At 64.9% G+C, this 24212-nt stretch carries 24 protein-coding genes; 4 read left to right on the forward strand and 20 right to left on the reverse strand.

Annotated elements, in window-relative coordinates:
- Nucleotides 1-14 precede the first annotated feature (14 nt).
- From tadA to NMB40_RS10260, 6 genes are read right to left on the reverse strand one after another with little or no spacing between them, the layout of a single operon-like run.
- On the reverse strand, nucleotides 15-566 hold the full coding sequence (gene tadA / locus NMB40_RS10235; protein ID WP_494360954.1) for a tRNA adenosine(34) deaminase TadA: 552 nt from the start codon (nucleotides 564-566) through the stop codon (nucleotides 15-17).
- Entirely contained in the window at nucleotides 532-990 is a 459-nt protein-coding gene (gene mntR, locus NMB40_RS10240; protein ID WP_494360955.1) for a manganese-binding transcriptional regulator MntR, read from the reverse strand. The genes tadA and mntR overlap by 35 nt, the downstream gene beginning before the upstream one ends.
- A gap of 54 nt (nucleotides 991-1044) precedes the next feature.
- Nucleotides 1045-2160, reverse strand: coding sequence for a hybrid sensor histidine kinase/response regulator (locus NMB40_RS10245; protein ID WP_494360956.1), 1116 nt, complete (start codon nucleotides 2158-2160; stop codon nucleotides 1045-1047).
- Nucleotides 2157-2741, reverse strand: coding sequence for a chemotaxis protein CheB (locus NMB40_RS10250; protein ID WP_494360957.1), 585 nt, complete (start codon nucleotides 2739-2741; stop codon nucleotides 2157-2159). The genes NMB40_RS10245 and NMB40_RS10250 overlap by 4 nt, the downstream gene beginning before the upstream one ends.
- Nucleotides 2741-3589, reverse strand: a complete 849-nt coding sequence (locus NMB40_RS10255) for a CheR family methyltransferase (protein WP_494360958.1) — start codon at nucleotides 3587-3589, stop codon at nucleotides 2741-2743. The genes NMB40_RS10250 and NMB40_RS10255 overlap by 1 nt, the downstream gene beginning before the upstream one ends.
- On the reverse strand, nucleotides 3562-6660 hold the full coding sequence (locus NMB40_RS10260) for a response regulator (RefSeq protein WP_494360959.1): 3099 nt from the start codon (nucleotides 6658-6660) through the stop codon (nucleotides 3562-3564). The genes NMB40_RS10255 and NMB40_RS10260 overlap by 28 nt, the downstream gene beginning before the upstream one ends.
- Before the next feature lie 157 nt (nucleotides 6661-6817).
- Between NMB40_RS10260 and NMB40_RS10265 the strand changes: the two genes are divergently transcribed.
- The 4 genes from NMB40_RS10265 to NMB40_RS10280 all read left to right on the forward strand — a co-directional run bounded on the left by NMB40_RS10265 (nucleotide 6818) and on the right by NMB40_RS10280 (nucleotide 10518).
- Nucleotides 6818-7975: a two-component system sensor histidine kinase NtrB gene (locus NMB40_RS10265; RefSeq protein WP_494360960.1), complete on the forward strand. Its 1158-nt coding sequence runs from the start codon at nucleotides 6818-6820 to the stop codon at nucleotides 7973-7975.
- Entirely contained in the window at nucleotides 7968-8336 is a 369-nt protein-coding gene (locus tag NMB40_RS10270) for a response regulator (RefSeq protein WP_494360961.1), read from the forward strand. The genes NMB40_RS10265 and NMB40_RS10270 overlap by 8 nt, the downstream gene beginning before the upstream one ends.
- Before the next feature lie 104 nt (nucleotides 8337-8440).
- Entirely contained in the window at nucleotides 8441-10231 is a 1791-nt protein-coding gene (locus NMB40_RS10275; protein WP_494360962.1) for a putative bifunctional diguanylate cyclase/phosphodiesterase, read from the forward strand.
- 50 nt (nucleotides 10232-10281) lie between these two features.
- Complete coding sequence (locus NMB40_RS10280; protein ID WP_494360963.1) at nucleotides 10282-10518, forward strand: DUF1653 domain-containing protein; 237 nt, start codon at nucleotides 10282-10284, stop codon at nucleotides 10516-10518.
- 77 nt (nucleotides 10519-10595) lie between these two features.
- Here the strand turns inward: NMB40_RS10280 and NMB40_RS10285 are convergent, their stop codons facing one another.
- The 14 genes from NMB40_RS10285 to NMB40_RS10350 form a co-directional block, all read right to left on the reverse strand.
- The gene (locus NMB40_RS10285) at nucleotides 10596-11291 is read right to left on the reverse strand and encodes a hypothetical protein (protein WP_494360964.1); all 696 of its coding nucleotides are present in this window, start codon (nucleotides 11289-11291) and stop codon (nucleotides 10596-10598) included.
- 589 nt (nucleotides 11292-11880) lie between these two features.
- Complete coding sequence (locus tag NMB40_RS10290) at nucleotides 11881-12420, reverse strand: DUF4189 domain-containing protein (protein WP_494360965.1); 540 nt, start codon at nucleotides 12418-12420, stop codon at nucleotides 11881-11883.
- A gap of 5 nt (nucleotides 12421-12425) precedes the next feature.
- Complete coding sequence (locus tag NMB40_RS10295) at nucleotides 12426-12998, reverse strand: DUF4189 domain-containing protein (protein ID WP_494360966.1); 573 nt, start codon at nucleotides 12996-12998, stop codon at nucleotides 12426-12428.
- A 15-nt stretch (nucleotides 12999-13013) separates the two neighbouring features.
- Nucleotides 13014-14174, reverse strand: coding sequence for a TrbL/VirB6 family protein (locus tag NMB40_RS10300; protein WP_494360967.1), 1161 nt, complete (start codon nucleotides 14172-14174; stop codon nucleotides 13014-13016).
- Between the two features lie 78 nt (nucleotides 14175-14252).
- The gene (locus NMB40_RS10305) at nucleotides 14253-15074 is read right to left on the reverse strand and encodes a hypothetical protein (RefSeq protein ID WP_494360968.1); all 822 of its coding nucleotides are present in this window, start codon (nucleotides 15072-15074) and stop codon (nucleotides 14253-14255) included.
- A gap of 53 nt (nucleotides 15075-15127) precedes the next feature.
- Nucleotides 15128-17575 (reverse strand): VirB4 family type IV secretion/conjugal transfer ATPase, encoded by a 2448-nt coding sequence (locus NMB40_RS10310; RefSeq protein ID WP_494360969.1) that lies wholly within the window; start codon nucleotides 17573-17575, stop codon nucleotides 15128-15130.
- An 89-nt stretch (nucleotides 17576-17664) separates the two neighbouring features.
- Nucleotides 17665-17973, reverse strand: coding sequence for a VirB3 family type IV secretion system protein (locus tag NMB40_RS10315; protein WP_083214171.1), 309 nt, complete (start codon nucleotides 17971-17973; stop codon nucleotides 17665-17667).
- The gene (locus NMB40_RS10320) at nucleotides 17966-18364 is read right to left on the reverse strand and encodes a TrbC/VirB2 family protein (protein WP_282246493.1); all 399 of its coding nucleotides are present in this window, start codon (nucleotides 18362-18364) and stop codon (nucleotides 17966-17968) included. Before NMB40_RS10320 ends, NMB40_RS10315 begins: the two co-directional genes overlap by 8 nt.
- Before the next feature lie 45 nt (nucleotides 18365-18409).
- A complete protein-coding gene (locus tag NMB40_RS10325; protein WP_494360970.1) occupies nucleotides 18410-19363 on the reverse strand; it encodes a lytic transglycosylase domain-containing protein in 954 nt (317 codons plus the stop codon).
- Nucleotides 19363-20412 (reverse strand): P-type DNA transfer ATPase VirB11, encoded by a 1050-nt coding sequence (virB11, locus tag NMB40_RS10330; protein WP_068852730.1) that lies wholly within the window; start codon nucleotides 20410-20412, stop codon nucleotides 19363-19365. The genes NMB40_RS10325 and virB11 overlap by 1 nt, the downstream gene beginning before the upstream one ends.
- Nucleotides 20413-20427: 15 nt before the next feature.
- Nucleotides 20428-21678 (reverse strand): TrbI/VirB10 family protein, encoded by a 1251-nt coding sequence (locus tag NMB40_RS10335; RefSeq protein WP_282246495.1) that lies wholly within the window; start codon nucleotides 21676-21678, stop codon nucleotides 20428-20430.
- The gene (locus NMB40_RS10340; protein ID WP_093535996.1) at nucleotides 21675-22451 is read right to left on the reverse strand and encodes a TrbG/VirB9 family P-type conjugative transfer protein; all 777 of its coding nucleotides are present in this window, start codon (nucleotides 22449-22451) and stop codon (nucleotides 21675-21677) included. Before NMB40_RS10340 ends, NMB40_RS10335 begins: the two co-directional genes overlap by 4 nt.
- Nucleotides 22448-23581: a VirB8 family type IV secretion system protein gene (locus NMB40_RS10345; protein ID WP_494360971.1), complete on the reverse strand. Its 1134-nt coding sequence runs from the start codon at nucleotides 23579-23581 to the stop codon at nucleotides 22448-22450. The genes NMB40_RS10340 and NMB40_RS10345 overlap by 4 nt, the downstream gene beginning before the upstream one ends.
- A 40-nt stretch (nucleotides 23582-23621) precedes the next feature.
- A complete protein-coding gene (locus tag NMB40_RS10350) occupies nucleotides 23622-24080 on the reverse strand; it encodes a hypothetical protein (protein ID WP_282246498.1) in 459 nt (152 codons plus the stop codon).
- Nucleotides 24081-24212 lie beyond the last annotated feature (132 nt).

The raw sequence follows: 24212 nt of genomic DNA on the forward strand, positions 1-24212 counted from the left end.
GACATGATACCGCCTCACTCCAGCAGCAGCGGCGGCTTGCCCCGTTTGGCCCGGAAATAATTGGTCAGCCGCGTGCTGGCTTCCTTGGCGAGCACCCCGCCGTGCAGCTCCACGCGGTGGTTGTGGCGGGCATCGCCAAGCAGGTCGAACACGCTGCCGCAGGCGCCGGTCTTGGGATCGGTAGCCGCATACACCAGCCGCGCCACCCGAGCGTGCACCACCGCCATCGCGCACATCGCACACGGCTCCAGCGTCACGTACAGGGTGCTGCCCAGCAGGCGGTGGTTGGCCAGCGCCCTGCCCGCCTGGCGCATCGCCACGATTTCGGCGTGGGCGCTGGGGTCGTGGTCGGCGATGTTGAGATTCCAGCCTTCGCCGAGAACCGTGCCGTCGGCGCCGACCAGCACCGCGCCTACCGGAATTTCGTTGAACTCGCGCTCGGCACGTTCGGCCAGGCGCAATGCATGCTGCATCCAGTATTCGTCCTGGTCGTGCACCGGCACGCCCAGCGGCGGGGGCGGCGGCAGGCGCTCAACCACGGCCGCCGGCCTTGCGCACGAACGCATCGAACGCGGCCAGGGTGGCCTCGCTGACATGATGTTCGATGCCTTCGGCATCGCGCCGGGCCGAATCGGCATCCACGCCCAGGGCCAGCAGGAAGCGCTCCACAGTCTGGTGGCGGGCACGCATTTCCACCGCCAGCTGCTCGCCGGCCGGGGTGAGGAACACGCCCCGGTACGGCCGCTGGATCGCCCAGCCTTCCTTGACCAGGCGCTTGAGCGCCTTGGCCACGGTAGGCTGGGCCACGCCCAGGCGGGTGGCTATGTCCACCTGGCGGGCTTCGCGGCCATCGGCGATCAGGTCCGCGATCAGCTCCACGTAGTCTTCGACCAGCTCCGAGCGGCGCGCCTCGCGCACCTGCACGAACCCCTCCACGTGCACCTGGGCATCGATCAGGGGAGTGGAGGTCTTGGCACGGGAAGGCGACATACCCCCAGTTTACCGTAGTGACGGGCCCTGCCCGTCATGCCAGGCCGGCCAAGCTCAACCCGCCCGACGCAGCAACCCCGTCTCGAACAGCACCGCCCCTTCCAGATTGCGCGCCGCCAGCAGGCCGCCATGGGCCCGGGCGAACTCATGGGCAATGAACAACCCCAGTCCCAATCCGCGGCTGTCATGGAAACTGGCCTTGAACGGCTCGAACAGGCGCGGCAGCAGGGTTTCCGGAATCTGCCCGGCGTTGCGCACCTGCAGCCGCAGCGAGTCGCCGGGCAGGCCACGCACCAGCACCTGCACCGGCGCATCGCCGCCATGCAGCACCGCGTTGCCGATCAGGTTGGAGAGCAGCTGCGCCAACCGGTCCGGATCGCCCTGCAGGCGGGTGTCGCCCTCCACGTGCAGCTCGATCTTCGCCTTCGGATGGGCGCGACCGACCTCGTTGACCACCACGGCGGCCACTTCCGCCAGATCGCATTCTTCGGTCTGCAGGCGCAGGCCGCCGCTGCGGATGCGCGAGAAATCCAGCAACTGCTCGACCATCCGCGCCATCCGCACCGCGCTGTTTTCCAGGTGCACCAGGGTCTGCTGCGCCGACGGGTCGTCGGGCAGGTCCAGCGACAGCTTGTCGGCGCACAGCAGGATCGCCGACAGCGGCGTGCGCAGGTCGTGGGTGAGCACGGCCATCATCGTTTCATTGAGCTTGAGGGCGTGCTCCAGCGCCTGGTTGCGCGCCTTGAGCAGCTGCTTCTGCTGGTACAGCTCAATGAACACGTTGACCTTGCTCATGATCACCTGCGGCTCGATCGGCTTGTGCAGGAAATCCACCGCGCCGCTTTCGTAGCCCTTGAACGCGCGCACCGGATCGTTCGGCGAGGCGGTCAGGAAGATGATCGGCACATCGCGGCTGCGCTGCGAGCCGCGCATCAGCTCGGCCAGCGAAAAACCGTCGATCTCCGGCATGTGCACGTCCAGCAGCGCCAGCGCCACTTCGTGTTCGAGCAGCAGTTCCAGCGCTTCGGCACCCGAGGCCGCGCACAGGATGTCCAGGCCGTCGCGGCGCAGCAGCGCCTCCATGGCGACCAGGTTCTGGGGGACGTCATCGACGATGAGCAGGTTCACACGCTCGGTGGCCGGCGTCGGGGTGGACTCGATAAGGTTCATCGGGCAAGGCCTTTCATGCGCGAGCATAGGGAGGTGAGCGTCAGCACCGCATCGGCGCCGGCATGTGCCAGCGCAGCCGCTGGCATGATCGGGGAATAGGCATCGTCGGGGCACTGGATCCAGGCCTGGCCACCGGCGTTGCGGACGGCGGCCACGCCGGCACTGCCGTCATTGCTGGCTCCGGTCAGCAGGATGGCCAGCACGCCGCTGCCGAACACCTCGGCGGCGCTTTCGAACAGCGGGTCGATCGCCGGTCGCGAAAACAGCACGGGTGCATCCACCGACAGTGCCAGGGTGCTGCGGCTTTCGACCAGCAGATGATAGTCCGGCGGCGCGAAGGTAACCGTGCCGGGCGCCAGCGGCTGCTTGTCCTCGGCCTCGCGTACCGGCAACGGACAGCGCACGTCGAGCAGGTCGGCGATGCGGCTGGGGCGGTCACGCGGCAGGTGCAGTACCACCAGCATCGGCATTGGCAAGTCCGCGGGCAGCGCCGCCAGCAGCTGCTGCAGTGCGCTGACCCCGCCGGCGGACGCACCAACCACGATGAGCTCGAACACGGATTGCTCGATGGCGACGCTCATCAGGCCAGCTTCCGGTACAGGCGCTGTTCGCGCGCGCAGGCTTCGAACGCATCGGCGTGCTCGCCGAACTGCAGCGACTCCTTGCTGCCCAGGCCAAGGAAGCCACGGTGCACCAGCGCCTCGTGGAACAGGCCGATGGCGCGGTCCTGCAAGGCGCGCTGGAAGTAGATCAGCACGTTGCGGCACGACACCAGGTGCACCTCGGAAAACACGGTGTCGGTGGCCAGGCTGTGGTCGGCGAACACGATGTTGCGCTTGAGCCGGCGGTCGAACACCACGCTGCCGTAGCCGGTGCTGTAGTAGTCCGACAAGGATCCGGTGCCACCGGCTTCCAGGTAGTTGCGGCTGAACTGGGCCAGCCTGTCCAGCGCGAACGCGCCGGTTTCGGCGGCTTCCAGCGCATCGGGGTTGATGTCGGTGGCGTAGATGATGGCGCGGTCCAGCAGGCCTTCTTCCTGCAGCAGGATCGCCAGCGACCACACTTCCTCGCCGGTGCTGCAGCCGGCGATCCACAGTTTGATCGACGGATAGGTGCGCAGCACCGGGATGGCGTGCTCGCGCAGCATGCGGAAGTAGGCCGGGTCACGGAACATCTCCGAAACCTGCACGGTGAAGTACTGCATGGCCAGCGCGAAGGTTTCCGGCTCGTGCAGCAACCGGTGCTGCAACGCGCCCATGTTGTCGCACTCGAAGCGCGCCATGGCATGGCGCATGCGCCGGCGCAGCGACGCCAGCGCGTAGTCGCGGAAATCATAGTGGTAGCGCTGGTACACCGCCTCCAGCAGCAGGCGCAGTTCCAGGTCGAACAGCTCGGCGTCGTTCATCGGCGCGAACACCACACGCGGCACAGCGAGACCAGCTTGTCCACGTCGATCGGCTTGGCGATGTAATCGTTGGCACCGGCCTGCAGGCAATGCTCGCGGTCATCGGGCATGGCCTTGGCGGTCAGCGCGATGATCGGCAGGTCGCGCCAGCGGTTGTCGCGGCGGATCTCGCGCATCGCGGTCAGCCCGTCCATCTCCGGCATCATGATGTCCATCAGCACCAGGTCGATGTCCGGGCCCAGGCGTTCGAGTGCCTCGCGGCCGTTGCGGGCGATCTCCAGCTTCACCCCCAGCGGTTCAAGCACGCTGGACAGGGCGAAGATGTTGCGCACATCGTCTTCGGCCAGCAGCACGGTACGCCCATCCAGCACCGCATCGCGGCGGCGCGCTTCACGCAGCAGGCGCTGCTGGTCGCTCGGCAGCGACGCTTCCACGCTGTGCAGGAACAGGGTCACTTCATCGAGCAGGCGCTCGGGCGAACGCGCGCCCTTGATAATGATGCTCTTCGAATAGCGGCGCAGGCGCTGCTCTTCATCGCGGGTCAGGGCGCGGCCGGTGTAGACGATGACCGGCGGGAAGGCCACCGCCTCGTTGCCGGCCATGTATTCGAGCAGGTCGTAGCCGGTGCCATCGGGCAGCGCCAGGTCGGTGACCATGCAGTCGAAGGTGGAGGCACCCAGTTCGGCCTTCGCTTCGGCCAGGCTGCCCACCGCCGTGATTTCCAGCTGGTCGCGGCCCAGCAGCAGCTGCAGGTTGGAGCGCAGCGCGCTGTCGTCCTCGACGATCAGCAGGCGACGTACGTCGCGCTCGCTGGTCGCCTCCAGCTGCTGGATCGCCTCGACCAGGCGTTCGCGCGTGGCCGGCTTGATCACATACCCGATCGCGCCCAGCTCCATCGCCACCTGCGAACGCTCCAGCCCGGACACCACGTGCACCGGGATGTGGCGCAGCGCCGGGTCGCGCTTGAGGCGCTCCAGCACGCTCAACCCGGATACATCGGGCAGGCCGATATCCAGCAGCACGCCATTGGGGCGCAGTTCGGCGGCCAGCGCCAATGCTTCTTCGGCGGTCTGCGCCACCACGCAATCGAAGTCCAGCTCATGGGCCATGCCCACCAGCGCCTCGGCGAAGGTCACATCGTCCTCGACCACCAGGATCATGCGGCCGGCGCGACTGCGGCGGCCGCGGTCATCCACCACGCGCGGCGACGGCGCGGCGGCCGACGTCCCATGGGCATTGCCGAGCAGCGGTGCCGGGGCCGCCAGCTTCGCTGCGGGTGCCGGGCGCACATCGGGTGCCGCCATCGGCGGTGCCGTCGCAGTACCCGCCGCCAGCGGCAGGTCCAGGATGAAGCAGCTGCCGCGGCCGGGTTCGCTCGACACGGAAATGCTGCCGCCCATGCGCGCGGCCAGGTCGCGCGAGATCGACAGGCCCAGGCCGGTGCCGCCGTAACGGCGCCGGGTGCTGCCATCGGCCTGGCGGAAGGCTTCAAAGATCACTTCGGTCTGCGCCTGCGGAATGCCGATACCGGTATCGGTCACCGCGAACTGGATGCGCCCTGCGCCATGCGCGCGCACCACCAACGAGACGCTGCCGTGTTCGGTGAACTTCACCGCGTTGGCCAGCAGGTTCTTCAGGATCTGCTGCAGACGCTGTCCATCGGCCACCAGCTGGCTCGGTGCATCGGTGTCAGCACGGATGTCCAGCGCCAGGCCCTTCTGCGCGGCCAGCGGCTCGAAGGTTTCCTTCAGGCGCTGCAGCACGCTGGACACCGCCAGGTTTTCTTCGGCCAGTTCGACATGCCCGGCCTCGATGCGCGACAGGTCCAGGATGTCGTTGATCAGTGCCAGCAGGTCGTTGTTGGACGAGTGGATGGCCTGCGCGTACTTGACCTGTTCGGCGGTCAGCGTGCCGTCCTTGTTGTCGGCCAGCAGCTTGGCCAGGATCAGCGCGCTGTTGAGCGGGGTGCGCAGCTCGTGCGACATGTTGGCCAGGAACTCGGACTTGTACCGCGAACTGGCTTCCAGTTCGCGGCTGTTCTGCACCAGTTGGCCCTGCGCGATCAGCAGCGCCTGCTGGCGCGCTTCCAGTTCATGGGTGCGCTCTTCCAGCTGCACGTTGGTCTGTTCCAGCTCGGCCTGCTGCTGTTCCAGGTTGGCCTGCGAATGCAGGAGGCTGCGGCTCTGTTCTTCGAGTTCTTCGTTGGCCACCCGCAGTTCTTCCTGCTGGGTCTGCAGCTCTTCGCTCTGGCGCTGGGTTTCTTCCAGCAGCTCCACCAGCTGCGCGCGCAGCAGCGCGGTGCGCAGCGCCACACCTACCGGCTCGGCGCACTGCAGCAGCAGCCCCAGTTCGAGCGAGCGCGCCGGCGACACACCGGCACGGCCCAGTTCCACCAGCCCGATGACCGCCCCATCGGCGGTGATCGGCCCGAGCAGGCGCTGGTGCACCGGCGTGCGGCCCAGCGCGGTTTCGATCTCCAGCAGGCTTTCGCCCTCTTCCAGCCGGCGCGGCTGGCCCAGGCGCAGCACTTCGCCCCACTGCCCGGCCGCCGCCGGAAGCGAATCTGGCAACTGCGGCGGGAGCGCGGCGCCGCCCACCAGGACCAGGCGCTCGCCCTGCAGGCGGTACAGCGCGCCCACGTCGGCGTTTAGGCGTGCGCACAGCGTGCGCATCGCTTCATTGGCCAGCGTGCGTGGCTCCGGGTCGCCGCGCAGGCTCACCGTCACGTCGTTCTCGGCCTCCTGCAGCCACAGCGCGTCGGCGGCGCTGCGGCGTGCCTGGATCGCCTTGACCACGGTCAGGGCCATCAACAGGAAGCAGACCCCGCCGATGGTGCGGTTGACGAAGGAGAACGCGGAATTGGTGCTGGCCGGCGCCAGGTGATAGCCAACGACCAAAAGTACGCAGGAGCCCGCGGCGACCAGCAGAGGCACTTCCAGCCGGCGCTGGAAGAGGGTGATGCCGATCGCCATGAAGTAGGTCAACCACACCGCATAGCCCAACGGCACCACCAGCTCCATGCCGATGGTGAAGCCCATCAGGCCGGCCGATGCCAGCCAGATCCAGCGGTCGCGAGCGGTTGGCGCAGCATTCATGCACACGGTTCCAGCGTGAAAAGGGGTTCGATGTTAACCGAACTGTGAATTCGGGCGTTATACGCCAAATGGCGGCGTGTTCAGAACCGATGTTGACACTATCTTCACATCCCGACTTCTACGGTTCAGCCCCTTAAAGGGGAGTAAAACCGCCGCCGTGGTCCAGGCTGTCACCGATATCGCGCCGCTTGCTGATGATCGTCTGCAGTTACAGCTGTTGATCGATCACGTCTCCGACCACGCGATTTACCTGCTTGACGCGCAGGGCTGCATCCGTAGCTGGAACCGGGGCTGCGAGCGGGTCAAAGGGTATTCCACCGAAGAAGTGATGGGGCAGCACGTGCGGCTGTTCTATGCCCCCGACGAGCGCGCCTCCGGCACCGCCGAACACACCCTGGCCGAAGCTGAACAACATGGCCGCTACGCCGGCGAAGGCTGGCGCGTACGCCGCAGCGGAGAGTGCTTCCGCGCCAGCGAGGTGATCGAAGCTGTGCGCCAGGACGGGGCCCTGCTCGGGTTCGTCAAGGTCACCCAGGACGTCACCGAGCGCTATCACGCCCAGCGCCTCCTGCAGGACGCACAGCGCGCCCGCGAGCAGTTGCAGCAGTTCGAGGGCGTAGGCCGGCTCACCCGCGGGCTGGCGCACGAATTCAACAACCTGCTGACCACCATCGGCAACGCGCTGGACCTGATCTCTCTGCAGCCGGGCGCCGATGCGCGCACCCGCGAACTGACCGAACTGGCCCAGGCCGCCGCCGACCGGGGCTCGCTGCTGACCCGCCAGCTGCTGGCGTTCTCGGCCGACCAGACCCTGGTACGCGAGCCCCTTCAGGTAGCGCGGCTGTTCGAACAGGAACTGCCGGTGCTGCAGCGGGCCTGCCCGGACAACATCCGGCTGCGTCTGGAAGTGCCTTTCGACCTACCTCGAATCACCACCGATGGCGTACAGTTGCATACCGCAGTCTTGAACCTGCTGCTCAACAGCTGCGAGGCCATGCCGCAGGGCGGGACCATCACCATCAGTGCCACGGCCGAACACCGCCTGGCCCCGGACCTGGCCAACCCCACGCAGCGCCGCTATGTGGCCATCGCGGTGACGGACCAGGGCAATGGCATGCCGCCGGATGTGGCCGAGCGTGCCAGCGAACCGTTCTTCACCACCAAGGAAGTCGGCAAGGGCAGCGGTCTGGGCCTGAGCCAGGTATTTGGCTTCGTGTCCCAGTGCGACGGGTTCGTCGATGTACAGACCGCCCCCGGACGCGGCACCACTGTCCGTTTGTTGTTACCTGCCTTAGAGGAAGTCGCGCATGTCTGAGCCCCTTCGTGTATTGATGGTCGAAGATCAGGAAGACCTGCGCGAGCTGATCGGACAGGCGCTGCGTGATTTCGGCATCGACGTGCATACCGCCGACGACGGCCCGACCGCCATCAAGCTGATCGATGAGGCCGGCGGCTTCGATGTGGTGTTCAGCGATGTCAACATGCCCAACAACATGAGCGGCCTGGAACTGAGCGCACATGTCGCCAATGCCCTGCCAAACGCGCGCATGATTCTCTCTTCCGGGTTTGCGCGCTCGCAGCTGCCGCCACTGCCCGCGCACGTTGAATTCCTGCCAAAGCCCTATCGACTCAAGCAGTTGCTGTCGATCCTGAAGGAATCCTCGCCCGCACATTGAGGCGGCGCGATGTGAATGCTTCATCCCTGAATGGCCCACTTCACACCGGCACTGCAAACGCGGCGGGATAGTACCTGCGTACTCCGTTTGACAGGACGCACGGAATGCTCGACCGCAGCCAGGATCTGGAACGCATCGCGCTGATCGAAGCGCTCAACGTGATGGATCCCGCCTTGGGGCGCTCGCTGGACCCGGTCACCGAACTGGCGGCGTTTACCTTCGGCACCGCCATTGCGCTGATCTCCATCGTCGACGCCGACTCGCAGCGCTTCATCTCGCGGGTCGGGCTGGCACTGGAACGCACCGACCGCCACCACTCGATCTGCTCGTGCGCGCTGCAGTCCAGCGGGATCCTGCAGATCGAAGACCTGCGCCAGGATCCCCGCTTCCACGACAACCCGCTGGTGGCCGGCCCCGAGCAGATGCGCTTCTACGCCGGCGCGCCGCTGGTGACCCGAAACGGCATCGCGCTGGGCACGCTGTGCCTGATGGACCGCACCCCGCGCGTGTTGACCGCCGACGAGCAGCGCCAGCTGCAGACCCTGGCGCGGATCGTGGTCAACCAGATGGAGCTGAAGATGTCGCTGGGCCGGCGCGAGCCGATCAGCGGCCTGCCCAACCGCCAGCAGTTCCAGGCCGATTTGAGCGTGCTGGGCCGCCAGGACGGCAGTAACCAGTTCACCGGCGTGCTGCTGGATGTGTTCGACCTGCAGAGCGCCAATGACGCCGGCCAGGCGCTGGGCCTGAAACCGGTGGAATCCCTGCTACGGCAGGCGTCGCTGCGCGTGCAGGAAGTGCTGACCGAAGACGTGCAGGTCTACCACGTGGCCTCCACCCGGTTCGCGTTCGTGCTGCGCAACCAGGACCACGCGCAGGTCGAGGCGCTGATGCAGCGGCTGCGCGAGCGCATGCGGCGGCCGCTGATGGTCGGCAGCATTCCGATGTCGCCGCAGTTCCACGCCGGGCTGTGCGACTTCCGTGCCGATCCGGATGAAGCCGGCGACCTGGTGCGCAAATGCATGGTGGCCTTGAACCACGCGCTGCAGACCGACGCCTGCCTGTGCTGGTACTCGGCCGACCGCGATGCGCACCTGCGCCGCCGCTACCGGCTTGCCTCCGATGCCGCGCGCGGGCTGGCCCAGGAGCAGTTCAGCCTGGTCTACCAACCGCGCTACGACCTGCGCGATGGCCAGCCGGTGTCGGCCGAAGCCCTGCTGCGCTGGACGCACCCGATGCTGGGGCCGATCACGCCGGGCGAGTTCATTCCCGTGCTGGAGTGCACGGCGCTGATGCCGGCGCTCAGCCAATGGGTGATCGAGCATGCGTTCGCGCAGGCGGCGCGCTGGCAGCAGCTGTTGCCGGGATTCACGCTGTCGATCAACCTGTCCCCGCGCGATTTCGACAATGCCAACCTGTGGACCGGCATGGCCGAGCGCCTGCAGGCGAACGGGCTGGTGCCCTCGCAGATTGAAGTGGAGATCACCGAAGGCCAGTGGCTGCACAGCCACCCCGCCGCCCTGCCCCAGCTGCGCGCGATGGCCGCCGCCGGCGTACGTATCGCCATCGACGACTTCGGCAGTGGATACAGCAACTTCGGCTACCTGAGCGAAGTGCCGATCAGCCACATCAAGGTCGACCAGAGCCTGGTCACCGGCCTGGCGCGTTCGCGTACCGCACGACTGAAGGTGGAAGCCATCATCCGGCTCGCCCAGCAGCTGGGTTACCGCACGGTGGCCGAGGGCGTGGAGCACGAATCCGAACTGTCGCTGCTGCGGCTGTGGGACTGCAACGAGGCGCAGGGGTATTACCTGGCGCGGCCAATGAGTGCTGAAGCCGTCACGCAATTGGTGCTGGCCTGTCGAGCGGGGCCGCCTAGGGATATCGACAGCGACTAGGCCGCCGTCGGGTTGCGATAATGGCGGCATCCCATTGCCTGGCACCTCCCATGTCCGACCTTGCTCCCCTGCCCGTCCTTGCCCCAGGCCACTACCGCCACTTCAAGGGTGGCAATTATCTGGTGATCGACGTGGTGCGCCACAGCGAGACCCTGCTGCCGATGGTGTTGTATCGCCCGTTGGACGAGGACCTGGGGCTGTGGGTGCGGCCGTATGAGATGTTCACCGCGCAGGTCGAGGTCGACGGTGTGCTGCGGCAACGGTTCGCGTTGGTGGGCCAGGGCTAAGCAGGCCAGTCGCCGCCGCACGCAAAAGGAAAGCGCCCCGAGGGGCGCTTTCTTGCTACGAGGGCAAAGCCATGGACTCAAGGTGTCGCGGTCACACCCTGGGCCGAGGCGCCGACCACGATGAACGGGTCGCGCCCGGCATCGGCGTAGGCACCGCAGCTGGCGTCGCCCGGTGCCACCGGATCGCACGGCCACACCGCGCGTGGCACGGTATCGCGCGGCTCGAAGCGCTCGCCATTCCAGACCGCGAAGCCCAGGTGCAGCCGGCCCCATTCGCCGTAGCTGCGCGGCTCGGGCTTCTCGGTGGTGCCGACGTCCACGTACCAGCGCACCGCCGGGCCGAACTGAAGCTTGCCCGCATCCAGCTGGACGCGTGCGCCGTCGGCGCCGTAACGCTTCCGGTCGGCATCCCACAGCAACGGTTCTGCCGGCAGCGCCTGCTGGGTGATGTCCACCGGGGCCGCGCCCGCGCTCACGCGGTAGACGCGCTGCTGCACCACCCCCTCGCGGCAGCTTCCGGCCGGCAGGCGCACGGTCTTGGCCGGCTCGGCGTCGGGGCTGCGGTTGTCGGCACACGCGAACGGGCCAGACACCAGGTACACCGTGCTGGACGGATCAGCGCCTTCGAACGAACGCACCCAGACATCGCCCTGCACCGCGAGGAAGTCCGGGCGCAGCCCGTGGCCGGGCACGGCCTTGAACCAGCCCTTCTGCCCGACCTGGCGTTCGCGCCAAACGCGCGGGAGAAGCAGTTGCTGCTCCGGAATGGCCACCAGCAACGCCGAGAGGTGCGCCGGCAGCGTGCCTTGGCATGCACCGATCAGCAGGTCCGCCTGGGTCGCCAGACGCGCTGCCAGGTCGTTCGGACACCGCGCACCGAGCTTACGCTCGATCTGGTTGTTGTCATTGGCGAGCGTGGGAATGTGCAGGGGGGCGGGGCGACCGGCGCATCAGCCTTTACTTCGTCAACCGCAGTTGTTGGACTCGAGGGCGCCACCTCTACCGGCCTCGGCTCGATGCCCGGAGTAACCGTCGCAGGCAGGTCGACCAAGGCAGACTCACCGACAGTGGCCACCTCTTGCCCAGTGGTCGGTGCAGCAGCAGCGGGGACATCGACCGGAGTTTCAGCACCGCCCCCCTTGTGCGCCACGGTTGATGTCTGGGCATGAGCGGAGCAAAACGCAATCGGCAACAGCACCAGGAAGCATGCCGGAAAACGGACAGCCGAACCCCGAGAAAAAGGCAGAGAATTTCGCATGATGTCGTCCTTGAACCTGAAAAATTAAACTACGAGAAACATTTCTCAGAAATCTTCAAAACGCGGCTCGGCGCACGCCGAATATATCCTGCGACTACCAGAAATCAGTAGGACTTGAAGACCGGGTCCGAGCATTCCGAGTAGATGACCTCACAGCCCTGTCCGCCCTTTGACTTGCAGTCATCGAGTGCTACGCCATTGGCCAAGGGCTCAGTTGCGCCGGTTCCAAAGCGCGTACCCTTGAAACCATCTGACGCAATAGCGGCTGCAACACACTGATTCTTGTAGGTGAAGGACACCCTGCACCCTGCCGCTCCAGAGGAATTGCATTGTTTCAGAGCTTCTTTCCCCGCTTCAGACTTACTCAGCTTTCCAGCAGCCGTTCCCGAAGCCCCATTGGGGGCCATCGAAATTGCACCCCATGTCTTGATCCAATATCCAGTGGCACGAGGCTCACCAGTTGATTCCCCACCCGAGGGAATGGGTGCACAACCGCCAACGCCCTGCCCGCCAATCGGATACTGGCCAGGCGGGCACCTTCCTTCGGCGCCTGCGGGGGGCACGAACCCTGTCAACAACAGGAGTGCCGTGAACAGAGCCGCCGTGGATTTGCTTCGGACTTCAGCAGTGTCTACCACCACCACCCCTCTTAGCGGAATGACTTGAACTCAGACAAGCTGCATGCTGAGTAGATGATGCGGCACTGCTGCCCGCCGTCAAGACCTTCACATCTCTTCAGCGCCAGCGCCTTTGCATCTTCATCGGTCTTTGCGCTGTATCCAGTCGACTTACCACCGCGCGCCTTCAGTTGCTCCAGCGTCGGATCCGCCAGCGCAACACACTGGTTGTGATAGGTGATGGAAATAGTGCACTTCTTTCCACCCACCTTCTTGCATTCTTCCAGCGCGACCGAGTTTGCCTCTCGTTTTGATCTCCGGGATTCCGAGACGCCCGTCGCAAGAGGAGCGCCTGCAGCGCGAGGAGCTGAGTCTTCAGCGACCGCGCCCCATCGGGTCTCCCACTTTCCAGTGGGTACGGGAGCGCTGCTTTCGGAACCGCCTCCGCCCGAGCCTGGAATCGGGGCGCAACCGCCAGCGCCTTGCCCGCCAATCGGATACTGACCTGGTGGGCATCTGCCTTCCGCAAACACCAGACAAGGAGCTGAGACCAATAGGAACATCAGAACTAAGCGCATTGCGACCTCGCTGAACTTCGTAGACATCGAACCCTTCTCTCGTCAACGCGTAGGCGCGTTGCCCATCTGGCCGGAAGCAGCTGTCTGACCACCGCCGCCTGCACCGCCGCCTCCAATAACACGGGTTCCATGATCCTGCACGTGGGTATCGGCCGGCACGGTGTTGGCGTTGGTGGCCTGCTGCGGTGTGTACGAACCCGGCGGCTGGCCTTGCGGACCCGGTTGCGCCAGTGGTGAACCACCTATCTGGGAATATGCCATGAAGCTGCCCAGTGTTCCCTGGAAGAACATCGCGGCCATTGGGGGCGCAGTCAGGATCAGCGTCGTGAGGATCAAGCCCATGCCGCCCTGCTGCATGGCCTGGCTGGTCAAGCCATCACTCATTGCATCTGTCAGGAAGAACTTGTTGATCAGTGCCGATGTCCAGAATGCTGCGGAGACGCGTATGACCATGTCCAGCGCGATGGAGACCATGGCGGACAGCACCGCCATCGAGAACATGGTTCCTATGCCGTAGAACAGCCACTTCTGGAAGAACTGTTTTGTCTGGTCAAACAGCAGGCAAAGTATGAACAGTGGCCCGAAACCAATGAACAGCGAAATGGCCACCTGGTAGAGCAGCAGCATCGAACCGGCAGTTACCGCAGGGCCACCAGTGCCGAGGCCGATGAACCACATGGCGCGGGTCTTCTCTTCACGCAGCCCGCCGTCGTCCAGCACCTTGATGGCATCTACGCTGGACAACGCCACCTGCATCCAGGCCAGGCTCTTGTCGATCTGGTCTTCGGCCGTTCCGCTCTTGCCAGTCACGACGCGGGTAATCAGGCCGCCGACGTCCTTGGTCAGGAAGTCGCTGACGCTGCTACCGAACATCGCCATGGACGTGGCCACGCTGATGATCAGCGCGGCTCTGGCCATGTTGGTGACCAGCACCATCATCGAATCGCGGCTCTGGCCAGTAACGATGCGGTAGCCCTGTACGAGCACCCACAGCGTCATCAGGATCAGGGCAATGCCACCGACCCAGGCCATCATGCGGCCCATCATCTCGATGCCGAAGAGGTTGATGCGCTCGCGCAGGTAGTCGAGGATCAGCTTGAAGAACACGAAGTCGCCGATCGACTGGACACGCACCGCGTAGCCCAGCAGATCCTGCAATCCGCCTGAGAAATCAAAAACGTTGGCAATCGACCTGATCGACATTTCCACAATCCCTTGGTGATGCTGCTACTGCATTGGGTCCGGCAGTACCTTGCAGACCCGCTGTACCTGCGTGAGTGCTTACTTGACGCTGAGCGCGCCCTTCAGCGCGGCGGTCTTGACCAGATCGCCGATGACATTCTTGGTGGTGTCGCCCTTGAGCGCGTTCTGGGCCACCACCTTCTGGTTGCCCTCCATCACCTCGATGTAGGCGTCGTACGACCGCATGCGCGACTGCCAGATCTGCGACTGGACGGCCAGGTCATTGGCCATGCGCAGCGATTCGCTATCAGTGCCCTGCACGTTGCCCTGGTTGTTGTTCAGGATGCGCAGCTTGAAGATGCGGTTGAGCGAGGACTCCATCTTCGGCACCGAGTAGGTCATGAACATCACCGCTTCGTTGTACTTGCGGTTCTGCATCATGCGGATGTTCACGCAGATCTGGGCCTGCTGTTCCTTGAAATCGTCCTGCGGGTTGAACACGAAGGTCTTGAACAGCCCCATCGGGCTGAAGTCCGCCTTGCTGCCACAGGTTTCCCTGACCAGGTAGTTCTCACCCACCGGGGTCAGTTCGACGCCCTGGGGCATGCCGAAATCGTTCAACACCGCCTGCACTTCCACCAGCGCCTGCGCGTACTGCTGCAGGGTGCGGATCCAGCGGGTGCGTTGTTCCACGTACTCGGCCGCATCCTGCGCCTTGGAGGCGTACGCGGTGATCTCGGCCTTATAGGTGTTGATCTGGTTCATGATCTGCTGGTACACGCTCGGGCCAACTTCAACCACGGGCATCGTGTATGCCGGAGCCGGTGCGTTGCACATCAGCACGGTCACCAGCGACAAGGCCGCCAGGCGGAAGCTGAAATGACTACGGCGCGTCTTCTTCGGGTTCATAGCGGTATCCATAATTATCTCCATCGAATGCGGCGAAAGCCTGTCCCTGATCGGCCGGGGGACCGTCAGGCAACGGCGTCCTGTCGTGTCCCGGCGGGCTTTCCAGAGCCCTTGCGCTTCCTGTAGAACTCACTGAGCCACTGGTCCGGGGTGAGGTCGGCCTGCGATACCTTCTCGCGCTGGGCGGCGTCGAGCAGGACGCGGTGCATCACGTCGATATTGTCGGTGGAGGCCGAAATCACCGACAGGATGTCATCCATGCCACGCAGGTTGAGCTGGCACACGCTGGCGGCGTGGCCCTGCTTGACCAGGAAGCAGCGCGAGCGCTCGTCCAGGGCGGTGACCACCTTGAACTCGGACTCGGTCAGCTTCAGGCCGTCGATGTAATCCGAACGGCTGGCATTGGGGTTGGGCAGCAGGATCAGCGTGGCGGTCTGCTCGATCAGCGCCGCGGCGATGTCGCTCTTGAGCGCATCTTCCGGGCTCTGGGTGGCGAAGATGCCCATGCCGTTCTGCTTACGGATGGTCTTCTGCTTGTTCTTCGCGAACTCCTTGAGGCCGCCCTCGCCGTCCAGGATCTTCCAGAATTCGTCCATCACGTAGATCAGCGGGCGGCCGTCGATCAGCGATTCCAGGCGGTGCAGCAGGTAGTTGATGACCGGCACGCGCACTTCGGGGTTGTCGATGATGTCGGTGTAATCGAAGCCGATGATGTTGGCGCGACTCAGATCCACGGTGTCCACCGGGTTGTCGAACACCCAGCCCAGCGAATTGCCCGAGGTCCATTTGCGCAGGCGCGCATACAGGCCATCGTCGCCCATGTTGGGCAGGCTCTTCTGGAAGTTGGTCATGCTGCGCAGGTGCATGGGGGTGTCGAGCATGTTCTCGACATCGCGGAAGATGTCCTCTTCCTCGCGGGCGCTGTACTCGTTCTTGTTGGCCAGCACCTTGATCAGGTCGGCCAGGAACTGCACGTTGGCTTCGTTGTTCTCGCACTGGAACGGGTTGAAGCCGGTGGCCTGGCCGTTCTCCAGCGCCAGGTAGTTGCCGCCGCAGGCGCGCACGAAGATCTCCGCGCCGCGGTCCTTGTCGAAGAAGAAGATGGTCGGCGACGGGTCGTACTTCTGCACCTGGCTGAGCAGGAAGTTGATCAGCGCGGTCTTACCGGTACCGGACTTGCCGATCACCATGGTGTTGGCGATGGCCTTCTCACCCAGCGAGTTCTCCGATGGGTGGGTGGCGTGGAAGTTGAAGTAGTACGGCTGGCCGTTGGTGGTCTGCAGCGTGGTCACGCAGTCGCCCCACGGGTTGTTGTGCTGCTTGCCGGTGGCGAAGTTGTGCAGCGGCGACAGCCCCAGGAAGTTCAGCGAGCTGATGTTGGCCAGGCGGGTGCGGTAGCGCCAGTTGGCCGGGAACTGCGAGTAGAACGAGGCGGTGACGGCCAGGTCTTCCTTGGTCGAGACGAACCCGGCGTTGGACAGCTCGGCGCGGGTGGTGGCGATGTTCTGCGACAGCTTTTCCTGGCTGTCTGCATAGACGGCCATTATGAAGTGGTACTCGCCCAGCACGAAGTTGCCAGAGGACAGCTGGTCCATGGCCTGATCGAGCTCGACGATCTGGCTGACCGCCTTGTCGCCGGAGGAGATCATCATGCCCTTGGTGCGGTCGAGCACCTTGAGCGCGTCCTGGCGGCCCATCGGGCTGAAGGAATGGGTGATGACGTACTCGAAGTCGAGGTACTTCAGGCCGTTAAGAACACCCGGATAGGTGCCCTCGGCGTATTCCTTGATGTTGAGGATGGCGCCGAAGTGATTGACGCCGTTGGGCGTGCTGATCACGAAATCGCCGGTCTTGGCCGAGAACATGTGGCGGCTGATCGGCAGGTAGTCCTTGACCGGCGCGGACAGCACCGGCACCGGCTCATCCACACGGTTGAGCAGGTAGCCGAAGAACTCCAGGGTCTCGGAAAACACCATGCCGTTCTTGGCTTCGTACATGCCCATGCGGTACGGCGAGTAGTCGCGGATGACTGCTTCCACGTTGCCAGCCATTTCCAGCAGCTTGGCCACGGCCTGGTCCTGCTCGGCCTGCAGCTGGGTGATACTGGAGGACTTGTCCATGAAGCGCTTACCGGACACGACCGGGCGGTAGATCATGGTCAGGTACAGCTCGTTCTGCATGATGCGCTGCGAGGACAGCATGCCCATGTACTGGTCGGACACGTCCTGGTTGAAGCGCTGGCCGAACTTGCTGCTGCCCTTGAGCTGGCGGCGACGGCGGATATCGTGCACCCAGAAGGCGACGTTGACGAAATCCGGTGCGCGCAGGGTCTGCAGCAGTCGATTGAAGGTGTTGTGGCGGTGTTCGAGCTCCCAATCCTCGCGCCCCACGAAAGGCAGGCCTTCCAGGTGCCAGGTCAGCAGGAAATCTCCACCCGTGGTCTTGACGACCGTCGGCGCCACATGGGACGACAGGGGAATGAATTCGCTGATCGAGGTATCGGGACTGAACATGGGCGCTTCCAAAGGGTGCTGCGGGGATGGTGCGGGGCCTGCACCGGGCAGGCGATGTGATCGCCTGCCCGGCCTGTAGCGTGCCGTGGTCAGTCCGACGGCGGCGGCTTGTCGCGGTAATGGTTGGGCGTGAACACCCACATTCCGTCGTGCTGCTGCAGGTTGCGCGCGCGGAACTTGAACTGCAGGCGCAACCCGATCAGGCGGAAGATCATTTCATCGCGCTTGGCCATGTGACGCAGGATGAAGATGGCAATCGGGATGGTGATCAACAGCCGCATGTCGATGTACATGCTCAGCAGCAGCAAGCCGCCTGCGACCAGGAAGAACGGGACGTACGGAACGCCCAGAAACATCGCTGGCCGCGTGCAGCCGCGGAACAGGACGTTCTTATGCACTGTAGTACTGGACGGCGTTCATGATGGCGCCGGTGGCGCTGCCGGCGCAGGAGCTGGCGTTGCCGTCACCGAGCAGCATCTTGGCGATCTGGCCGGCCGCGCCGATCAGCAGGCCACCGATCAGGATCGGGGCCACGTCACCGATGCGCTTGTGGGCGAAGGCGATCTGGTAGCCGGCGAAGATGACGGCGATGGTCACCACGGCGATCGAAGCGATGTTCAGCAGGCCGTTGATGTTGTCGAAGAAGCCACAGACCTTCTTGTCGGTGCCGCCGAAGTTGGTCTGGGCGAACACGTCCGGCACGAAGACCGCGGCAACGAAGGCAACGGCCATCAGGACGGTCTTCAGCGAGCGCTGGGCGTTGGCGATATCGAGATTGTTACGCTTCATGGTGGGTTTTCCTTGTTGATGGTCTAACACGACTGGATCGGTCCTTCAGAACACGAAGGCTTCATCCCCTGGGGGGATGTTCTGTACCGGCATGGCCTGTGCAGGCATGGCCTGCGCGGGCAGTGCCACCGGGGCATTGCGTTCACTCCACGCGCGCACCACCACCGGGCCGCCGTCGTTCTCCGCCGGCATGGGTTGTGGCGCGATCGGTTGCTGCGCGATGGGCTGCGATGCGGGCATCTGGGCGGCCTGCGGCTGCGGCACCACCTGGTCCATGGCCCCCATCACCACGCGAGACAGCGCCGCGTCGGCGGTGCGGACCAGGCCACCGCGCACCATCGCGCCGGTGGAGGGGTACACCTCGTAGGCGCGCGCCGGGTCCACCGGCACGACGGCCTGTGCATACGCGGGCGAGAGCGCCTGCATGGCCTGCACGCGGGCTTCGGCCACGCCCTGCGGCGGGCCGCTGAACTGGGGGTGGTGGGCCACATCTACCACGCGGCGTTGGGCGCGGCTGACCACGTCAATGGGGGCGGCGCCGTTGGCGGCCACCATGCTGCCGCGCTGGCGCGCGATGGAGGCAAAGACCTTCTGCACGTAGCCGTGGCGGTAGCCGGTGGTGAAGTTGCCTGAGTAGTAGCAGCTGAAGGACTTGCCCCAGTCCTTGCCCGAGCGGCCATAGCACTCGGCCAGGATGCGCGAGGCGGCCTGCAGGTTCGGGCATTGCTGGAAGGCCTTCTCGTACGAATCCAGCCCGTACTTGGCCAGGTTGTAGCGGTTGACCTGGGCCAGGCCCACCGAGAAGTTGTAGCCCTTCTCTTCCAGCATGCGGACGGTGGCCAGGGCCTCGTCCAGCTGCTTGGGCTGGCGCACCAGCGCGCCGCCGACCACGCCGATGGCGTAGGGGTTGCGCGAGGATTCCACGTTGATCACGTGCTGCATCACGTCCATGGACACCGCCATTTCCGGACACACCATGGCTTCAAGACCGGGCAGCATCAGGCATCACTCCCTGCGGCCAACGCGCGTTCGGGGCTGAAATCGATGCCGGTGATGTAGCGGCTGCCGGCATGCGCCTTGATGTGCACGACCACATCGATGGTCATCTTCAGCAGGCGCTTGATCACCGAGAACTCCAGGCCGGAGCCTTCGGCCGAGGCCTTCACCATCAGGCCCAGCTGGTCCCAGGTCTGTTCCGGGCTGCCGGCGTGGCAGCTGGTGATCGAGCCGGGATGGCCGGAGGCGCAGTTGCGGATGAAGTAGAACGCTTCATCGCCGCGAAGCTCGGCCAGGATGATGCGGTCCGGCTTCATGCGCAGGCACGCTTCCATGCAGCTCTTGGCGGTGACGTTGCTGGCGCTCTGCCCGCCCTTGGAATACAGCAGGTGCACCACGTTGGGCTGGCTGATGAACAGCTCGCGCGCATCTTCGATGGTGACCAGGCGTTCGTTGGCCGGGATGTGGTTGACCAGCGACTTCATGAAGGTGGTCTTGCCGCTGCCGGTGGCACCGGACACCACGATGTTCTTGCGGTACTGCACGGCCTTGCGGAAGAACTCGGCGTAATCGCGGTTCTGGCGCAGCGCCAGCAGTTCCTGGTCCTGTTCGCTCAGCGCGTGGCCCTGTTCCAGGATCTGGTTGAAGAACCCGTCGCTCTGGTACTGCTCCAGGGTCTTGGTGTGCTTGGACGGCAGGCGGATGGTGATCGACACCTTGCCGGCGTCGCACGCCGGCGGGATCACGAACTGGGCGCGCTGGCCGGTCGGGAAGGTCAGCGACACCACCGGATCGACGTCGGTGATGCGCTGGCCGGTGTTGCTTTCATTGACCACGGCGGTACAGAACTGGCGCGCACGCTCGAAGGTCAGCGTGGGAACTTCCACACGCTGCCATCCGTCACGCGTTTCCAGGTACACCTCGCCCGGACGGTTGATGCAGATTTCCGTCACATCGGGCGAGGTCATGTACTGGTGAATGCCCAGGACCTCGTACTGGTACCTGAGAAACTCACTGGAAACGTCGGCTACAGGGGCCACTTCGGCGTCCATGTTCTGTCCAGGCGATCAGCGGCGGCGCGGCAGCACGTCGCTGAAATCGACGTCCTTGGCCACGTAGACACTCATCACGGTGCCTTGGTTGATGGTGACGGTGGGCGGGCGACGCTCGCTCATCGCTTCGTTGGCAAGGCGCTCCATGCTGCGCGCGGTGGCGCTCTCATAGGGCGACTGCACGGCGAAACCGCTGCTGCTGATGGTGGTGGTCTCCGGGCCGTGTTCGGCCGCGGCATATTTGAAGGCGTCCGCGATCAGGCTGATCATCAGCGCCGAGGCGATACGGCTGCCCCAGTGCGCGCTGTAGTCGCCCGGATGGCCGGCGCCACCGAGCTGGTCGATGCCCGGGCTGGACATGGCCACGTCGATGCCGTTCGGGGTGGTGATGCGGTCCCAGATCACTTCCACGCGCTTGCCCTTCGGGCCGCCGCCATACGCACCGTAGATCTTCGAACCCTTCGGCAGCAGCAGGCTGCGGCCGTTGATCGAATACACCGGCTCGGTCAGCAGGCACGAGGTAAAGCCGGAGACGTCGGTGATGATGCGGGTTTCCAGCACGCAGCGCAGGTAGGTGCCGCGCACCAGCAGTGCATCCGGGCTGCGGATGAAGGCAGCGCTGGAGACATCTTCCACGTCGGGACCGCGGCGGACCTTGGTCGGTGCCGGCTGCTGCGCACCCGGCAGCTGCGCCATCATCGCGCGGGTGTACTCATCATCCGGACGGCCGCCTGCCCCACCCTGCGCATCGGACCCGCCGAGCGCACCACCGCCTACACCATTGCCCGACGCCATGCGGCGATCCAGCAGCGAGGGCTGACGCGGTTCGTTGGAGAAGCCCGAGTCGTCGGGAATCGCCGGCGGCGTGCGGTACGGGTTGTCCTGTGCCGGCGGCGGCAACGGCGGCAGCATTTCAATGGGCTGCGCATCGGCGACCGGGGCCTGCGGCAGCACCGGCTGCGCGGTCGGCAGTTCCGGGGTGGACACGCGTGCCTGTTCGTTGACCCTGGCCGGGCCGTCCTGGTCGTCGCTGCTCTTGCGCAGCAGCAGGAAGCCCATCGCGATGATCAACACCAGGATGCCGCCCAGGAACGCCAGCGCCTTGCGGTTCAGGCGCTGTTCCTCGGCCGAGCGCAGCTGCGGCGCGGCGGCATCGAGGTTGGGATTGTTGTCGGCCACGTTCTGGCCGTAATACGGATTGCTCGGCGCGTCGCCGTCGTCGCGGCCGTGGTTCGGCTCGTTGCCGGGAGTGTTGTGCTGGCTCATTTCTTCACGTTCCTTCGCAGACCAACGACGTTGTCACCGTGACGGATGACCAGGTAGGGATAGGTGCCATGCACGATGAGCGAATTGCCCTCCACCGTCGTGTTGACCACGAAATCCTCACCGTACTCGCTCTCACGGCCGAACACCGCCGGGAAAATGCCCGTCTTGTACTCCGGCGACGCCGGCAGTTTCAGGTAGGTGAAACGGCCATCGTCGTAGGCGTTGACCGGAATCAGCCAGCCCATCTTCTTGGCGCGGCGGGTGGAGTACGAATAGTCGAAGTTGTACTGGCGATCCTTGGCCAGTTCCGAGCTGAGCAGCGGCTTGACCTCTTCGTCCACCGCCTGCTGGGCGGTACCGAATTCGGTATCGCTGGGGTAGCTGAAGGCAATCTTGTACTGCACGCCGGCACGGCGCGCCTGTTCGAGCTGGCGCCAATCGGTGGCCACCACCTTCAATTCGAAGATGTACGAATGGGTCTCGGTGCGCACCATCATGTTGGTGTCCACGTCGACGTTCTTCGGCTTGAGGTAAAACACGTTCTCGCGACGGGTCAGCTCCCAGCCACTGCTGAAGCCGGTGCTGTAATCCAGGATCTTCTCGTTCGGGCTCAGTTCGATCTGGGTGGTGAGACCCAGGCCGGTGCGCACCGGATAGATGCGGTCCTGTTCGTATTCGTAGTGGTCGACCACCTGGGCCTTCGCAGGCGCGGAGACCAGGGACATCATCGGCACCAAGGCCAATGCGGCCCACCAAAGTTTGCTACTACTCATCGGTTGCTTGCTCCCTCAGCAGTTCCGGTGGAAACGTTCTGTGCCGGCACCATGGCCGGTTGCCGCGGCGCGACTTGTCCTGGTATCGCCTGGCCCGGCATTGCCTGCCCGGGGAATTGCTGCTGCATCGGCTGGCCGGGCACCTGCCCCGGCACAGCCTGGCCCGGCACCGTCATCTGGCCCGGCACCGGCTGCCCCGGCACCAGCATCTGGCCGGGTACGGCCTGGGCCGGCACTGCCACAGGCTGGCCGGTGGCCGGATCGATCATGGTTGCAGCCGCCGGGTTGTTCGGGTCATACACCTGCGCTGCGGCGGCCGCGGCAGCCGCCTGGGCGGCCTGGGCCGCGGCAGCCTGGTTGGCCTGCTTGGCCATGTCGGCTTCGTCGGGCACCGGCACGCCGCGGGCGTAGTCGTTGTCGACGCGGTACTCGGTGACCTGGAACGCCAACGGATTGAGAATCCGGTCCTGTTCGCTCAACGCCAGGTCGGTGCGGTAATCAAAACGCATCGTGACCAGCTTGTTGTCCAGGAACTGGGAAACCCCGGTGGTCTTGTCGAGCAGGCTGCGCTGGATGCGCACCGAAGCGCCGCGGAAGCTGCCGTTGCCTTCGGCGGCCAGCGGCGTGATGCTCAGGATCTTGATCCGGATCGCCTTGTTGGTGCCGTACACGTACACCGGGTTCTGCGGATTGTTGTTCGCATAGCGCTGGCGCTGGGTGGCGGCCACCGCTTCGTTCGACATGGTAAACACCAGCTCCCAGTCGCGCAGGCCCATCACCGCCGAGTCGAACGACTCGCGCGCCATCACGTACTGGGCGACGTTGCTGCGGTTGATGGCTTCGTTGGCAGTGATCGATCCGTCACCGAAGTTACCCGCCAACCGGGCCACGGTCGCGTTGCCGGTGTAGGCATCGGCCATCACCAGGAACGGCACCTTCTCCTTCAACGGCAGCATGTAGTAGTAGCCGCCGGCCAACGCCAGCGACATCACCAGCGAACCGGTCGCCACCCACCAGGCGCGACGCTCGCTGCGGCGCGCCATGTCGGCAACGGTCAACTCGTAGCTCACCGCCTTGGCGACCGCCTGGTCGACCTTGGGGTTATTGCCTGCGTCCTTCTTTCGGAACATGGGGTCATCCGTACTGCTGGAACATCAAGGGGGCGCGGACTCAGCTTCCGCTGGACGCGTCGACACTGCCGGCGGCAGCGGTCGGCGAGGCGGCGGAAGCGGACTGCACGACGATCTGGTTGCCGACGATGGACACCGAAACGCCCTGCCCTGCATACGCGGCAGTGAGATCGATCATGGCCTGCTGCGGATTGGTGGTGCCGATCGTGGAGACCGCGCCATACAGCGTGTAATCGGAGCTGATGCGGTAATCCAGCGTCATCCCCGAATCCTTGGCCCAGCGTTCAAGCATGGTCTTCAAGGTCCCGTCCATGGGTGAGGCCTGGTACACGTAGCTGGTGTACAGCGGAATTTCCATGGTGGTGCTGGCGAAGCGGTTCACCGGCTTCCAGCGACCGCCGAAATCCGGCGCCGGCGGCGTGGCGCAACCGGCCAGCAGCAGCACGGCAACGGCGGTGGCAACGCTGATGGATCCCTTAGACAGAAACGCTTGCTTCATACGAACTTCCCTATGACGTACGGAATAGCGGCTTTTAACCGGGAAAAAACGGCAACACGCTGGCGTGTCGTGGCCTGCGGTCAGGCCCGACAACGCAACGTTGGATGCAAGCAACACCTTTCACCGGTGCAA

The sequence above is a fragment of the Stenotrophomonas sp. FBCC-B152 genome (assembly GCF_059134105.1).